Annotated in this window: 7 protein-coding genes and 2 pseudogenes; 6 read left to right on the top strand and 3 right to left on the bottom strand. The window is 72.9% G+C overall.

All coding sequences use genetic code 11. The features are described 5' to 3' along the window. Positions 1–138: 138 nt before the first annotated feature. The 3 genes and pseudogenes from AB0I68_RS14105 to AB0I68_RS14095 all read right to left on the bottom strand — a co-directional run. A pseudogene (locus AB0I68_RS14105) lies at positions 139–525 on the bottom strand (replicative DNA helicase); the annotation flags it as partial. Then, positions 519–680, bottom strand: a pseudogene (locus AB0I68_RS14100) (leucine zipper domain-containing protein); the annotation flags it as partial. The pseudogenes AB0I68_RS14105 and AB0I68_RS14100, both read right to left, overlap by 7 nt. 214 nt (positions 681–894) lie before the next feature. Continuing rightward, positions 895–1203: a hypothetical protein gene (locus tag AB0I68_RS14095; RefSeq protein ID WP_363177519.1), complete on the bottom strand. Its 309-nt coding sequence runs from the start codon at positions 1201–1203 to the stop codon at positions 895–897. A gap of 299 nt (positions 1204–1502) precedes the next feature. On the opposite strand from AB0I68_RS14095, the gene AB0I68_RS14090 reads away from it, so the two are divergent. The 6 genes from AB0I68_RS14090 to AB0I68_RS14065 all read left to right on the top strand — a co-directional run bounded on the left by AB0I68_RS14090 (position 1503) and on the right by AB0I68_RS14065 (position 14598). Next, a complete protein-coding gene (locus AB0I68_RS14090) occupies positions 1503–3065 on the top strand; it encodes a TIGR02677 family protein (RefSeq protein ID WP_363177518.1) in 1563 nt (520 codons plus the stop codon). Then, positions 3062–4309: a TIGR02678 family protein gene (locus AB0I68_RS14085; protein ID WP_363177517.1), complete on the top strand. Its 1248-nt coding sequence runs from the start codon at positions 3062–3064 to the stop codon at positions 4307–4309. The genes AB0I68_RS14090 and AB0I68_RS14085 overlap by 4 nt, the downstream gene beginning before the upstream one ends. Then, positions 4306–8445: a TIGR02680 family protein gene (locus tag AB0I68_RS14080; protein ID WP_363177516.1), complete on the top strand. Its 4140-nt coding sequence runs from the start codon at positions 4306–4308 to the stop codon at positions 8443–8445. The genes AB0I68_RS14085 and AB0I68_RS14080 overlap by 4 nt, the downstream gene beginning before the upstream one ends. Beyond that, positions 8442–9677, top strand: coding sequence for a TIGR02679 family protein (locus AB0I68_RS14075; protein ID WP_363177515.1), 1236 nt, complete (start codon positions 8442–8444; stop codon positions 9675–9677). Before AB0I68_RS14080 ends, AB0I68_RS14075 begins: the two co-directional genes overlap by 4 nt. Before the next feature lie 255 nt (positions 9678–9932). After that, positions 9933–10283: a CU044_2847 family protein gene (locus AB0I68_RS14070; RefSeq protein WP_363177513.1), complete on the top strand. Its 351-nt coding sequence runs from the start codon at positions 9933–9935 to the stop codon at positions 10281–10283. Positions 10284–10293: 10 nt separating this feature from the next. Continuing rightward, positions 10294–14598 (top strand): trypsin-like peptidase domain-containing protein, encoded by a 4305-nt coding sequence (locus AB0I68_RS14065; protein WP_363177512.1) that lies wholly within the window; start codon positions 10294–10296, stop codon positions 14596–14598. Positions 14599–14799 lie beyond the last annotated feature (201 nt).

Here is a 14799-nt window from a genome sequence, read left to right as displayed (position 1 = left end):
GAGTTTCTTGTCGATGCTGTTGCGGCCGAACGGAATATATGTCCTCTGCCGGATTTGCGGACTGAGTAATTTTGTGCCCTCTGGCGGATTTTCGATTTGAAGGATTTCGTAAACTCCGGAGGGTTGCGACTGGGCGGATTTCATGTCCTCGGTGTGGTCGGGCGCGATGGCTGGTTCCGGTGCGGGGGTGCGGGGCAGGACGCCGACGCGCGGAGGGAAGCGGCTCGCGGCGTCGTCCACGACCGCGGCGAGTGCGTCGGCTTCGGCCGGCACCGTCTGGACGGGGTGCGGGAGGGGGGCGTCGTGGACGGTCTGGACGAGGCGTTCGGCGGCCCTCTGCAGACCGCGGCGGGCGTGTTCGGCCTCCACCATCCGTGCGTAGGCCGGTGCGTGGCGGGGCCAGGGGCAGACCTGGACGAGGGTGTGCAGGTACGAGGCGGTCAGTCCGCGCGCCTGCCCACGTCCCGTGGCGAGCACCTGGTCGAGCCATTTGGTGTTCTTCGCATGCTCGGCGGGGTCAGGCCTGCCTCGCCCTCCGTCCGCCACCTGCGGACCTTGTGGGCGGTGGCTCGCGACATACCCATCTCGGCGGCCACGTGGGCGAGCGGACGGCCCGATGCGACGCGTTCGACCAGCAGTCGCCTACCGAAGACGGTCAGCCGGGCATTACGGTGGGACACGAAGACCTCCGTGCGGTGAGTTCCTAGACAGCTCCCACCACACCGGAGGTCTTCGCCATGTTCAAGGCCCCATGTGTCAACAAAGTTCGTGATCAATGCACTTAGGGCCCTAGGCGCTTACCGTCGACGATGCAGCCAGCTGCATCGTCGCCTGTGTCAACACTCAGCAGCGTGATCACGCCCGGAAGCGGGCGCGGGAAGTGCTCGCGTGGCGTCATGTTCTCCAGCAGATCAGTGAGGATTCTGAGGAGGACCTGGTCCAAGCTCGCAGCAGCCCAGCGCGGCTGAAACGAAGCTCAAGGAAGCTGTCCTCAAAGCCTACCGGCACAACGCATATCTGCTGCGGGCAGGAGAAGAGCTGGTCGTTGAATTCAAGCGATATTCGAGGACGATGATAGGTCTGCGCTTCATGGCCGGCCTGCACAGCCACCGCATCGACCGACGCCGCTCGCGCCTGTTCGTGGTGGAGGTCAACACCAAGAGCGGTATCAAGGAGGGCAGGCGTGGGGGAGAGCGCCAGCATGTTAACGATGACCCACCACATGGAGTGCGTGGCGATCCTGGAGCTTCTCCGTGACGACGCCCGATCTGCGGTTTCTGTAGGGAGCGGCCCGGTCTTCGCTCGCAGCATCGCGGCACCCCGAGTCGTTGATGCCGAATCGAGGCGCGGTGTGAAGCCCTGTTCACGTCAGCCGTGCCGCGTCGTGTCCCGCTTTGGCGCGCTTGGTGTGCAGGGCGTCGACGTGGTGAGGATCGGTGCGAATCGGTCAATTGCTTGAGTCCCTGCCGATCATGGAGGACGGTCCGGGAGGATGGCGGGCGATGGACACGACTTCTCCCCGGCCGGGGGGCCCGTCGAACGGCTACGGGCCCTTCGCGCACCTCACCGCCCCGAACGTGCTGCTCTACCGCTCCGTGATGCGGGCCTTCCTCGTCGCCAAGGAGCGGTTCGCCGTACATCTGCGGCCCGAGGACGTGTACGCCGGGCTGCCCGCCCCCGTACGGCCCGGTGAGTTGGAAGGTGTCGTCGGCGCGCTGGACAAACTGGTCGAGTGGGGGAATCTGCGGGCGGACCCCGACACCGGGCGGGTCACGGCCGTAGAGGACTTCTACCGCAAGCGGTTCATCTACCAGCTCACCCGGGAGGGCGAGGCGGCGGAGGAGGCCCTGTCCGCGTTCGACGAGGCGCTCGGGCGACGGGGTGCGCTCCAGGCCGTCGCGCTGCACGACATCGTCACGCAGCTGCGTGCCCTTCTCGTGCTGGCGGCCGAGGAGGAGCCGGATCCGGCCAAGACGCATCTCGCGCTCGACGGGCTCGCCAGCCGGTTCGCCGCGCTCGCCGACAACGCGCGGGCCTTCATGGGGTCCCTCCAGCGCACCATCGACCTCCACGACGTGGGGGAGGAGGTCTTCCTGGCCTACAAGGACCAGCTCATCCAGTACCTGGAGCGGTTCATCCAGGACCTGATCACCCTCGGCGGTCGCATCGCCCGGCTGATCCTGGAGCTGGAGGAGGGCGGAAGCATCGGGCCCCTGCTGCACGCCGCTGCCGCCCGCGAGGCCGCGGACGCCACCCCGCAGGAGGCCGTGTACGCCGAGCAGGCCGCGTACGAGAGGTGGGCCGGCCGGTGGGCCGGGCTGGCGGCCTGGTTCCTCAGCCGGGACGGCCGGGAATCGCAGGCACGGCTGCTGCGCGGCCGTGCTCTCGGGGCGGTGCCCCAGCTGCTGGCCGTCGTGCGGTCGTTGAACGAGCGCAGGGCCGGGCGTTCCGACCGCTCCGCCGACTTCCGTACGCTCGCCCGTTGGTTCGCCGAGGCCCCCGACGACGATGCCCGGCACAGGCTGTGGCGCACCGCCTTCGGGCTGTACCCGGCCCGGCACCTCACGGTGGATGCCGAGACGCTGGCCGCCCGGCTCGCCCGGCCCGCTCCCGCGTCCACCCCATGGGCCGACGCCGAGCCGCTGCGCATCAGCCCGCAGCTGCGCCGTACCGGCAGCTATGAGCGGCGCGGCAAACCCCGCAAGGTGGAGGACCGCCAGGAAGCACGCCGCAGGCTCGCCGAGGTGGCCGTCAAACAGGCCGCGGAGATCGCGGCCGCGCGGGCCCGGCTCGTCACCGGCGGCATGACCCGGCTGTCCGAGCTAGGCGAGCTCGACCCCGCCAGTTTCCGGCTCTTCCTCCAGCTCCTCGGGGATGCCCTGGCCACCTGGCGGCCCGGTATGACGCACACGGTGGCCACCAGCAACGACGGGTCCATGGAGATCCGGCTCACTGCCCTGGCTGATGGATCCGCGGCCGAAGTCCGCACGCCGGGCGGCGTCTTTCGCGGCCCTGACCACACCATCGAGATCATCGAACTGGCGGAAGGAGGCGACGGACGATGAGTACCCCGCTGGCCGAAGTGCTGGACGGGCAGCATGCCGCCGAATTGCGCAAGGCCGCCCGCGCTCTGCTGAAACAGCCGCTGCTGCTCGCCGGCGGCGCGTACGCCGACGAATTCCGTCTGGTCCGGCGGCACGCCTCCGACCTGCGCGAGTGGTTCGACCGCAATACCGGCTGGTCCCTCCAGGTCGACGCCGAGACCGCCCGGCTGGGCAAGATCGCGGCCCAACTCGCCGATGCCACCCATCCGGCTCGCGATGCCACGCGCAGCGCCGCTCCTTTCACCCGCCGCCGGTACGTCCTGCTCTGCCTCGCCCTCGCGGCCCTCGAACGCGGCGAGGCACAGATCGCCCTCGGCCGCCTCGCCGGCCAGGTCGTCCTCGACGCCGCCGAGCCCCAGCTGGCTGCGACCGGCATCCGGTTCACCCTGGACCGCCGTGACGAGCGGCTCGACCTGGCCGCCGTCGTACGCCTCCTGCTCGGCCTCGGAGTGCTGAGGCGCGTCGCCGGCGACGAAGAGGCGTACGTCAGCGGGGCCGGAGACGTCCTCTACGACGTCGAACGGCGGGTGCTCGCCGGGCTGCTCGCGACCCGGCGCGGTCCCTCCACCGTGCGGGCAGCGACGCTGGACGAGCGGCTCGCCGAGCTCACGACCGAAACGGCCCTCGACAGTGACGACCTGCGCTTTCGCGCGATGCGCCGCTCGCTGACCCGCCGGCTGCTGGACGACCCCGTGCTCTACTACGACGAGCTGACCGACGCAGAGCTGGGCTACCTCACCCGCCAGCGCGGTTTCCTCACCGCGCGCATCACCGAACTGACGGGCTTGGTGGCCGAGGTCAGGGCCGAAGGCATCGCCATGGTCGACCCCGACGACGACCTCACCGACGTCCGCATGCCGGAATCGGGAACCCACGGTCACGTCACCCTGCTACTCGCCGAGTACCTCACGAGGGCCGAAGGGGCGCTCGTCTCCACGGCCGACCTCGAACGCCATGCTGCCGGACTGGCCGCCGAACACGGAGGCTTCTGGTCCAAGTCGGCCCGTGAGCCGGGAGCCGAGGGCGAGCTCGTGGAGCAGGCCGTCAGCCGGCTCGCCGCCCTGGGCCTGGTCTCCCGTACCGCCGAGGGGGTAATGCCGCGCCCGGCGCTCGCCCGGTACGCGGTCGGCGAGACCGTCGTCCTCGAACCCCGCACCGTCGGCGCCGCTCAGGTGCCCGCACAGCGAAAGGCCTACCAGCGTTGACCCCCCGTGCCGCACTCCCGGCCCCCGCACGTGCCCGCTGGCAGCCCCTGCGGATCGGTCTCGTCGACCTCTTTCACTACGACGTGGAGGAATTCCACTTCCGCGACGGCAGGCTGCTGCTCCGGGGGAACAACGGCACCGGCAAGTCCAAGGTGCTCGCCCTGACCCTGCCCTTCCTCCTCGACGGGGACCTCAGCGCGCGCCGGGTGGAACCCGACGGAGACGCCGGGAAGAGGATGGAATGGAACCTGCTGCTCGGAGGTGAGCACCCGCATTCCGAACGGCTCGGCTACACCTGGGTGGAGTTCGGCCGCCGCGACGAGGTGAGCGGCGAGGAGCAGTTCCGCACGCTCGTCTGCGGGCTCAAGGCCGTCAGTGGGCGCGGTATCGCCCGGCACTGGTGGGCAGTGACCGCTCAGCGGATCGACCACGCGCCGGCCGCGGCGCGGTCAGAGGGGTCGCTCAGCCTCCTGGACGCCACCGGCACCGTATTGTCCCGGGACCGGCTCATCGAGGCGGTCGCCGGACACGGCCTGGTCTACGACCAGGCCAAGACCTACCGCCGGGCCGTCGACGAGGCGCTCTTCGGACTCGGCGAACAGCGCTACGCCGCCCTGGTCGACCTGCTCATCCAGCTGCGCCAGCCCCAGCTGTCCAAGCGTCCCAACGAAGCCGCCCTCTCCCGCGCCCTCACCGAGGCACTCCCGCCGATGGACCAGGCGGTCATCGCGGACGTGGCCGAGGCCTTCCGCTCCCTGGACGAGGAGAAGGAGGAGCTGAGAGCCGCCCGCGCGGCCGAGCAGGCCGCCTCCGGATTCCTCGACCACTACCGGCGCTACGCTCGCATCGCCTCCCGCCGCCGGGCACGCCTCCCGCGTACCGAACACTCGAAGTACGAGCACCTGCTGCGCGACCTCGCCGAGGCACAGGCCGAGAAGGCCGCGGCCGAGGAGGAGCGGGCGGCGGCCGAGGAACGGCTCGCCGCGCTCACCGAGACGCACGCGAGACTGGAGGCCGTCGACGCAGCCCTGCGCGAGGGCCCGGAGATGCGCAGCGCCCGTGAGCTGGAACGGGCGGCCAAGGAGCTGGAGCGGTCAGAGCAGGACAGCGCGCGCGCCCGCGCCGACCGAGAGGGCGCCTCACTGCAGCACACGCGGGCGCTCGGCCGCCTCGGGGCGGCGGAGAACCGGTTTCAGGCCGCCCGGGACCGGGTCGAGGACACGCTTCGCCTGGCGCGGGACACGGCCGAGGCGGCCCGGCTGGACCTGCCCGGCGACGAGGGGCTGACGGCGGCAGAACTGCGCGCCGCGGTGGCCGAGGCGACCGACCGCCGCAGCCGCAGCCTCGCACACGTGGAGGAGCTCGCGGACCGGGCCGAGGGGGCGGCGGCCGAACGCCGGGCCGCCGCACTGCGGCTCGACGAGACGGAAACCGACCTGGCGCACGCCGCCGAGGCACAGGGCGCGGCCGACGAGACGGTGACAGCCGTGGGCCGGGCCCTGGTGGATGCCGTACGCGAGCACGCGGGCCGGTGCGAGGAGCTGGCGTACGCCGATCCCGTCGGATTGCTCGATGAACTCCAGGAGTGGACGCGGCACCAGAACGGGCCCTACCCGGCACGTCGGCATGGATCGGAAGCACACAGCGTCACGGCAGCGGTGCTCGCCGACCGGGCAGCGGAATCCGCGCAGCGCAGGGCGGCCCTGGCGGCCCGTGCCCGAGACGCGGAACAGGAGCTCACCGAGCTGGAGGCCGGCGGCCGCCGTGGTCCGCAGGCCTCGTACACCCGGACTCCTGGCCTGCGCGAACAGCTGCCCGGCGCCCCGCTGTGGAGGCTGGTCGACTTCCGGGACGAGGTCGCGGACCATGAACGAGCCGGCCTGGAGGCGGCCCTGGAAGCAGCGGGGCTGCTGGACGCGTGGGTGAGCCCCGACGGCGCGGCCCTGGCGGCGGACGGTCATGACGTACTCCTCGACTCGCGGAGGGGTCCGGTCGACGGCCCGTCGCTCGCCGACGTGCTGCGCCCGGCCGTTGACCGAGGGGACGCCCAGGCCGCCCATGTGCGTGAGGAGACGGTGGGCCGGCTCCTGGAGTCGGTCGGCCTCGGTGCGGCTACCGGGGACGCAGGGGCCCAGCCGACGGGCACCGAGCCGACGGGCGACACATGGGCCGCGCCGGACGGACACTACCGCGTAGGTGTCCTCACCGGCCGGTGGGCCAAGCCTGCCGCACAGTACATCGGCGAGGGCGCCCGGGAAGCCGCGCGGCGCACCCGTATCACCAGCCTGCGCGCCGAACTCTCCCTGCTCCAGGGGGAGGTGGCGTCCGAGGCCGCGCACGCGCATGCTCTGGCGACCCGGCGCCGCACCCTCGACGCCGAGCTGGCGGAGGTGCCCGACGACGGGCCGCTGACCCGGGCGCACGCCCGCGCGGCTGCTGCCGCCGACACCGCGCGCCAGGCCAGGTCCCGTTGCGAGGTACGGGCCGCCGACGTGCTGGCCGCAGCCGAGCGGTCGGAGCTGGCGAGCGCCGAGCTCCAGGAGGCCGCCGCCGATCTGGGGCTGTCCCCGGACCGGTCGGCGCTGGCCGCCGTACGGCAGGCCCTCATCGAACTCGCGGCCGTTCTGGCCGCACTCTGGCCCGCACTTCGCGAGAGGACGGAAGCGGCCCGGCAGGCGGACGAGGAGCGTGAGGAGGCCGGCCGGGCAGGCGAGCGCACTGCCGAACTCGCCCTGCGTGCAGAGGAGACGGCCCTTGAGACGGCAGCCGCGGACGAGCGGCTCGCCACACTGCGCTCGACCGTGGGTGAGGCCGTGGCCGAGTTGGAACGGCGGCTCACCCTGACCGCAGAGGCCCTGCGCGGCTGCACGGCCGATCAGCGGTTGTGCCAGGAGCGCCGCGCAGGGGCGGACCGGCGGGCCAGCCGAGCCGAAGGCCGGATCGACCAGCTGGAGAAGGCCGTCACGCAGGCCGCAGCCGCGCGCTCCGATGCCATCGCGGCGCTCCAGCGCTTCACCACCACCGGGCTGATCGCCGTAGCGCTTCCCGACCTCGCCGTACCGGCCGCCGGTGACGGCCCGTGGGCGGCCACTCCGGCCATCGCCCTCGCCCGTTCCATCGAATCGGAGCTGTCGGCGACGGACGACTCGGAAGCCGCTTGGGAGCGCGTACAGCGGCGTCTGAGCGAAGAGCACAAGACCCTCCAGGACGCGCTGTCCCGGCACGGTCACAGCGCCTCGGCCCGGATGGTCGAGGACGCAATGGTCGTCGACATCGTCTACCAGGGCCGCGAGCGGGCCGTACCCGAACTCGCCGGGGCACTCGCGGTCGAGGTCGGCGAACTCACCCGCATCCTCTCCGCACATGAACGCGAAATCCTCGAAGCCCATCTCATCACCGAGGTCGCGGGCACCCTCCAGGAGCTGATTGCCACAGCAGAACGACGGGTGCTGGCCATGAACGCCGAGCTGGAGGACCGTCCGACCTCCACCGGCATGACTCTGCGGCTGGTGTGGCGAGCCTCCCGCAAGGCCCCCGCCGGCCTTGCCCAGGCTCGAGGCCGCCTGCTCCAGACAGCCGACGCCTGGACCCCCGAGGACCGGGCCGCGGTCGGGGAGTTCCTGCAGACGCAGATCGCCCGCCAGCAGACCGAGGACGCGGCCGGCAGCTGGCTGGAACACCTCACGGCGGCCCTCGACTACCGCTCCTGGCACGAGTTCGCCGTCGAGCGCCAGCAGCACGGACGCTGGGTGCCCGCCACCGGGCCCGCTTCCGGAGGCGAACGCGTCCTGGCGGTCTCCGTACCCCTGTTCGCCGCCGCCTCCTCGCACTACGCGAGCGCGGCCAGCCCGTACGCGCCACGACTCGTCACCCTGGACGAGGCGTTCGCCGGTGTCGACGACGACTCGCGCGCCAAGTGCCTTGGGCTCCTGCACGCTTTCGACCTGGATGTGGTCATGACCAGTGAGCGCGAATGGGCCTGTTATCCGCAGGTGCCGGGCATCGCCATCGCCCAGCTCTCGCGCGTCGACGAGGTGGCAGCCGTCCTCGTCACCCGCTGGGAATGGGACGGCACGGCTCGTGCCCGCCAGGAAGACCCGGTGCGTCCGGCGGATCCGGAGGTTCTGTGGGCGTGAACAGGACGCCGGTCGACGAGGTGCGCCTGCGTCGGCTTCTCGGCGGGCCTGAGGTGGCCTGGCTGCTGGAGCGCCTACGCCGGCGGCTGGAGCGCGGGCAGGCGCTCACCGGAACCGTCTCGCTGGCAACGCCGACCTCGGCCCAACGGGCCGCGGCCGAGCGACTGCTGGGCCGGGCCCCGGGTGGTGGCCGGGCGCTGACGCTCCGGCTCGACGCGGTGGACGCCGTACTGGTCAGATCAGGCATTAGCCCCGAGGGCCTGACGGCGGCCGTGACGACGCTCACCGGGCCGGTTGTCCCTCTTGAAGAGGTCCGCCGGAGCGAGGACCGGGCCTGGGAGGAGGCGTACGCACCGCTCACCGCGCTCGTCGCCGAGATCCCGCACCTCGCGGAGTGGGCCGGCCGGGTGCGTGCCGATGGCCTCGCACGACGCCTCGCCCGTACGCCGGAGGCCGCTCGGCCTCTGCTCGATCAGGCGGCCCGCGTCCTGCGTGAACTGCCGGTCGATCCGCCGCGCTCCCTGTCCGTGTTCGCCGCCGACACCCTGGGCGGGGCCCACGCACTGGACGACGGGACGCCCTCGGCGACGCTCTGCCTCTCCGGCATCCGTGCCCTCACCGGCCATCCGGACGGGGCGGGCGCAGCCTGGCGGCGGGCCGCCTGGGCCGCTGCCGGTCTGCTCCGTGACGACGTCTCCTCCACCGTCCTCGCCCTCAACCTCCGCGGGACGCCCGCTCTCGACTGGATGGCCGACGTGGGCGATCCGTGCGTGCTCACCCTTCGCCAGCTCGCCCACCGTCCGCCGCGGACCACGCCGCCGGTGGTCCACATCTGTGAGAATCCCGCTGTTCTTTCGGCCGCGGCCGATACCCACGGCCCGGACGCGCTGCCGCTCGTCTGTCTGCAGGGCCAGCCGTCGGCTGCTGCCCTCGCCCTCCTGACACACCTCCACGAACTGGGCGCCACCTTCCGCTACCACGGCGACTTCGACTGGGGCGGCCTGCGCATCGCCACGACGCTGCGCCAGCACGTGCCGTGGCGGCCGTGGCGCTACTCGGCCGTCGACTACCGGGCGGCGGCAGCTGCTGCCAGTCCCGCTCCCCAGCCCCTGACCGGGACGGCGGCCCCATCGCCGTGGGACCCGGATCTGGCGATTGCCCTCGCTGAACACGGGGTGCGCATAGAGGAGGAAGCGGTGCTGGACGCGCTGCTGGCAGACCTCGCGGGATGAAGGAGCGCGACACAGCGTCCACGGGGACGCGACCGGGCCGACCGTTTGGGCGCCGATACACCATCCCGAGTTCAAAGAGGGCGCGCTGCCACGCTCCCCCAGAAGGGCATGGCACCCGTCGCCGAGCCGCCACCGGGCAGCCCGGTTTCGGCCATCCCCGGCGCACATGCCCCTCGGGCTTGCCGCAACTCCCCTTGCCCGTGGGAGAGTTGACGCGACACCGAGCCGCGGGGCGACGGGGAGGGTGGTCGGAGTATGGGAACCGAAGTGCGTACGGTCGAGGTCCCGCTGGGGGACGGCGCCGACGGGGTACTGCGCGTGCAGATTCGGGAGGTCGACGAGTCGCTGGCGCGGGTCGGTCGCGGCGGCGGTGCCGTGGCGCGGGCATCGCGGTCCTTCGGGGAGATGGTGGACGGCATCCGGCCGGTCGCCGACAGTTTCATGAGCCGATTGAGCGGGCTCGTCCACCGGCCGGACGAGATCACGCTGGAGTTCGGGATCTCCCTGTCGGCCGAGGCGGACATCGTCATCGCGAGCACCGCCACCGAGGCCAACTTCTCGGTGACCCTCACCTGGAACTCCCCGGCCCCGCAAGACACTCCGTAGGGGGCGGGGGGTGACCACCGCGGGGGGCGCCGCGGACGCGGACGCCGCGCTGGGCTCTGCCCTCGTGCGTGTCGCGGGCCCCGACGGGACGGTCGGCGGCGTCGGCTTCCTCGTGGCCCCGGACCTGGCGCTGACCTGCGCCCATGTCGTCGCCGACGCGCTGGGGCTGCCGCGTGCGCAGGTCCCGGCGCCGCCGGGCGCCCTGACCCTCGACCGGCCGCTGTCCGGCGCCCCCGGCCAAGGAGCGGCGGCGGTGGCGCACTGGGTCCCGTTACGGGAGGACGGCACCGGGGACATCGCCGTCCTGCGGCTGCGGGCCCCGATCCCGGGCGCGACCCCCGTGGTCATGGCCTCGCCGCCGAGCGTGTGGCAGCACCCCGTGCGGGTGGCGGGGTTCCCCGCTTCCTCCCCCGGCGGCGTCTGGCACGCCGGCCGGCTGCGCGGCGCGACCGCCGAAGGATGGGTGCAACTCTCGGGCGCCGACCAGCAGGGCGTCGCCGTGGACAAGGGCTTCAGCGGCAGCCCCGTCTGGGACGAGCAGGCCGGGGCCGTGGTCGGGATGGTCGTGGCCGCCCAGCTGTCCGGAGCCCGCCAGAGCTTCGTGATCCCCACCCGGACCCTGATCGCGGAGGTCCCCGCACTCGCCCCCGTCCTCACCCCCGTCTCCCCGTTCCGCGGCCTCGTCACCTACCAGGAGGCGGACGCGGAGGTGTACTTCGGCAGGGACACCGAGGCCACGGACGTCACCGCCCTCCTGAACTCCGGGCCCCGGCCCTGCGTGGCCCTCATCGGCCCCTCGGGCTGCGGGAAGTCCTCGCTGGCCCTGGCCGGGGTGGCGCCCCGGCTCCGCGCCCGGGGCCACGAGGTGCTGGTGGTGCGCGCCGCCGAGGGCCTCCCGGTGCGCACCGCCCTCGCGGCGGAGCTGGCCCGGCTGGCCCGGCCGGAGCCGCGCGCCGGGGCGACGGCGCTGCGGGACCTGGAGGAGTCCCTGACCTGCCACGGCCTGGCGGTCGCCGCCCGCCTGGCCCTCGGGGACCGCTCCGACCGGCTGCTCGTCGTACTCGACCAGGCCGAGGCGATGCTCGCGGACCCCCGGCGTACGGACGACGACACCGCGCGGCTGCTCTTCCCCGAGCCGCATCCCCCCGGGCTGCGGGTGCTCGTCACGCTCCGGGCCGACTTCCTGGAGGCGGCCCTGTCGCATCCCGTCCTGGGCCCCGCCCTGGACCGGGCCGCCGTGCGGCCGCTCCTGCCCATGACCCGCGCCCAGATGTCCGAGGTGATCCTGCGGCCGCTGGCCCGTATCCCCGGCGTGTCGTACGACCCCGGCCTCGTCGCCCGGATGCTGGACGACGCCGGCGCCGAGCCCGGGGCCCTGCCCCTGCTCGGCTTCGTCCTGGCGCGGCTGTGGGACGAACAGGCCCTGGGCCGCCTTCGGTTCGACTCGTACGAGGAGATCGGCGGGGTCCGCGGCGCCCTGGGCCGCCACGCCGAGGCCGCCTGGCGGGACTGCGTCGCGGAGGCCGACCGGGACGAGGCCCTGCTCCTGCTCACGGCGCTGGTCAGGCTCCTGCCGGGGGGCGAGGCCCCGGTGCGCGCGGTGCTGAGCCGGGCTGATGCCGGGGAGGATCGGTGGCGGATCGCGGTCCGTCTCGCGGAGCGGCGGATCCTGGTCGTCGGCGGGGATCCGGAGCGCGGCCAGACCGTCGAGCTGGCCCACGAGGCGCTCATCGGCGCCTGGCCCGCCCTGGCCCGCCAGGTGGCGCAGGACCGGGAGTTCCTCACCTGGCGCGCCGGGTTCCGGCGCGACCTCGACCGCTGGCGCGAGCTGAAGCAGGCCCGCGACCAGCTGCTGACGGGGGCGCCGCTCGACACCGCCGTCGCTCAGACGCAGACCCGTGGGGGCGAACTCTCGGCGCAGGAGCGGGAGTTCCTCGAAGCGGGTCTGGCCCGGCGCGCCGAGGAGGCCGCGCAGGCCCGGCGGGCCAGGAGGCTCAAGCAGGCGGGCCTCTCCCTCCTGAGTGTCCTGCTGGTCATCGCTGTCCTCGCCTCCTGGCAGCTCTACGGGGCGAACGGCAAGCTCGACGAGGACTTGCGGCGCGCCGCCTCGCCGCAGCTGGCGCAGCTGGCGGACCGGCTCGACGACGTCTCGCTCGCCACCTCGGCCCTGATGAGCGCCGCCGCCTACGGCACGGCTCCCGGGACCGAGGCGGAGACGGCCCTGTTCGAGCAGTACGTCCGCATGCGGCACGTCGACCAGATCGCGCTGGAAGGCAGGGGAGAGGTACGGGACGCGGTCCTCAGCGAGGACGGCAGCAGGGTCACCATCGGTCTGCACTCCGGCGATGTGCTGGGGGCCGACCTCGGCGCGGGAGCGCCACACCTCTCCCAGATCCGGGAGAGCACCGTCCGTCTGGTCACGGCCTCACCGGACGGCCGCACCGTCGCAACCTCCAATCCCCTCGGCCTCATCACGGTGGGCTTCCACACGGCCGACGGCAACTGGCGGACGGTGAAACTGCGGACGGTCGAGCGGGCCCAGAACAACGCCCGGGCGCCCACCGACCTCCGCTTCGACGCCGCGGGGCGGCGGCTGCTCGCAGCCGTCCCCGCAGAAGGGGTCTCGGTGTGGGAGGCGGCCGACGGAACGCCTGTCGGCGGGATTCTCGCACCACCGCCGAACTGGACCGTCTCGCAGGCCTGGTTCGGGCCGAACGGCGACACCGTGATCGGCCGGATCGTCCCGGAGGGCGCCGCCGCCGGGGCGAACGGCAGGCTCGTGCGCTGGCAGCTGTCCGACGGCCGCCGCGACGAGGAGCCCTGGGGCAGCCAGGAGATCGGCCCGGTCACGGTCAGCGGGGACGGCTCCACCCTCGTCCGGTGCACCGCCGACGGGGTGCTGCAGGCCTGGGACCTGACCGGGCAGCCGAAGGTGAAGAAGCAGTACAGCACGAGCCAGCTGGGCCTGGTCTGCCCGCTGTACGTGCCCCGGCTCGACCGCACCGGCCGCTTCCTCCTCAACCCCGCGCAGCGGTTCGGGGCGAGCAGCCTGGGCCGGTACCGGTTCCTGGTGCTGGACCTCCAGGAGGGGCTGCCCGCCACGCTCGACCTGCCCGCCTCCGCGCAGCAGGACGAGTTCGTCGCGGGCTCCGCGGCGCTGCCGGCCGTCAGCCTCGCCGGTCCCCCCGAGGCGATGAAGGTGGCGGTCAGCGCGGGGGGCACCGTGGTCGTCGCCAAGGTGCCCAGGCCGACCGGCTTCGACAGTGCCATGCTCACGAGCCTGATCCGTTCCGTGGACGTGGACCACAGCCAGGTCGCCAGTGTCGACGCGGACGGCGGGACCCTGCGCCTGTGGGACCTGAAGACGCGCCGCCAGCTCGCGGCGCTGCACCCCTCGACCCCGCTCGCGCGGAGCTACCCGCTGTTCAGCCCGGACGGCAAGCGGCTGCTGACCGTCACGACGGACGGCCTCGGGGTGCTGGTGTGGGACCTGAACGCGGCGGGCGGCGGCCCCGCACTCACCGAGGTCCGCCGCCTGGGTCTGCCCGCACCCCCGGGCATCGATCCGGCACGCCCGGACCCGCGCACCGGCCGGACCCCGGCCTGGGTCAACGTCTGGTTCGACGGCGACGACCACGCGGTGGTCTCGGCCGTCTCCTACGTGTCCCGGTGGGACCTGAAGACCGGCGCGCAGGCGGGCAGGACGTACCGGCCGTCGGTCCAGGACCCGATCGACCTGTCGACGGCGGCCGCGGCCCTCTTCGGCGTGGCCCGCCCAGGTCACGAACAGGCGGCGGTCCGTACGGGGGGTGACGAGATCCAGATCTGGGACTTCAAGGAGGGCAAGGTGGCCGATACCTTCACTTCCGACAAGGGCGTGCCCCGGCACATGGCCTTCGACCAGACCGGTCGGCAGCTGGCCGTGGTCACCACCGACGGGGTCCTCAGGATCCGGGACATGGACGAGAAGAAGTGGAAGACCCTGGCCTACCAGGGTGTCCAGTGGCTGAACGGCTTCCCTGCCCCGGCCCGGCTGAGCACCGTGGCCACGGCCAATTCCATCACCTTCTGGGACGTGGAGCGGGACACGGAGCTCTACCATTTCACCCCCGGGTACGGGGCCACGGGCGACTGGTCGGCGGACGGCCGGCAGCTCGCCTGGTCGGAGGGCTCGGCCGTGGAGGTGCTGCCGCTGAACCCGGAGACCTGGCGCGAGCGCGCCTGTGACCTGGCCGCCCGGGCCCTGACCGAGGGCGAGCGCAAACTCCTGCCGCCGGGCGCCCGCCCCGACGCCTGCCCGGCGCTGAAGCACTGAGCCCCGCCCTGCGGCGGGGCTCGGCAGGGGCGGCCGGTTCAGCCGCCGTCGCGGACCGCGGCGATGCCGTCGAACAAGCGGGGTGCCGGGAACGAAAGCAGCACGCGGGAGTGGTTAGCGTAGGCTTGCCTTAGTTGGTGTTGGTTTTGTGGAGCTGGCATGCCCGGGTTTCAGGTTGCGTTGCTCGGTGCCCTCGCGGGG

Origin of the sequence: Streptomyces sp. NPDC050448, assembly GCF_040655295.1 — a bacterium.
GTDB lineage: Bacteria > Actinomycetota > Actinomycetes > Streptomycetales > Streptomycetaceae > Streptomyces.
The sequence above is the reverse complement of the archived record's forward strand: the minus strand, read 5'-3'. Positions and strand labels throughout refer to the sequence as shown.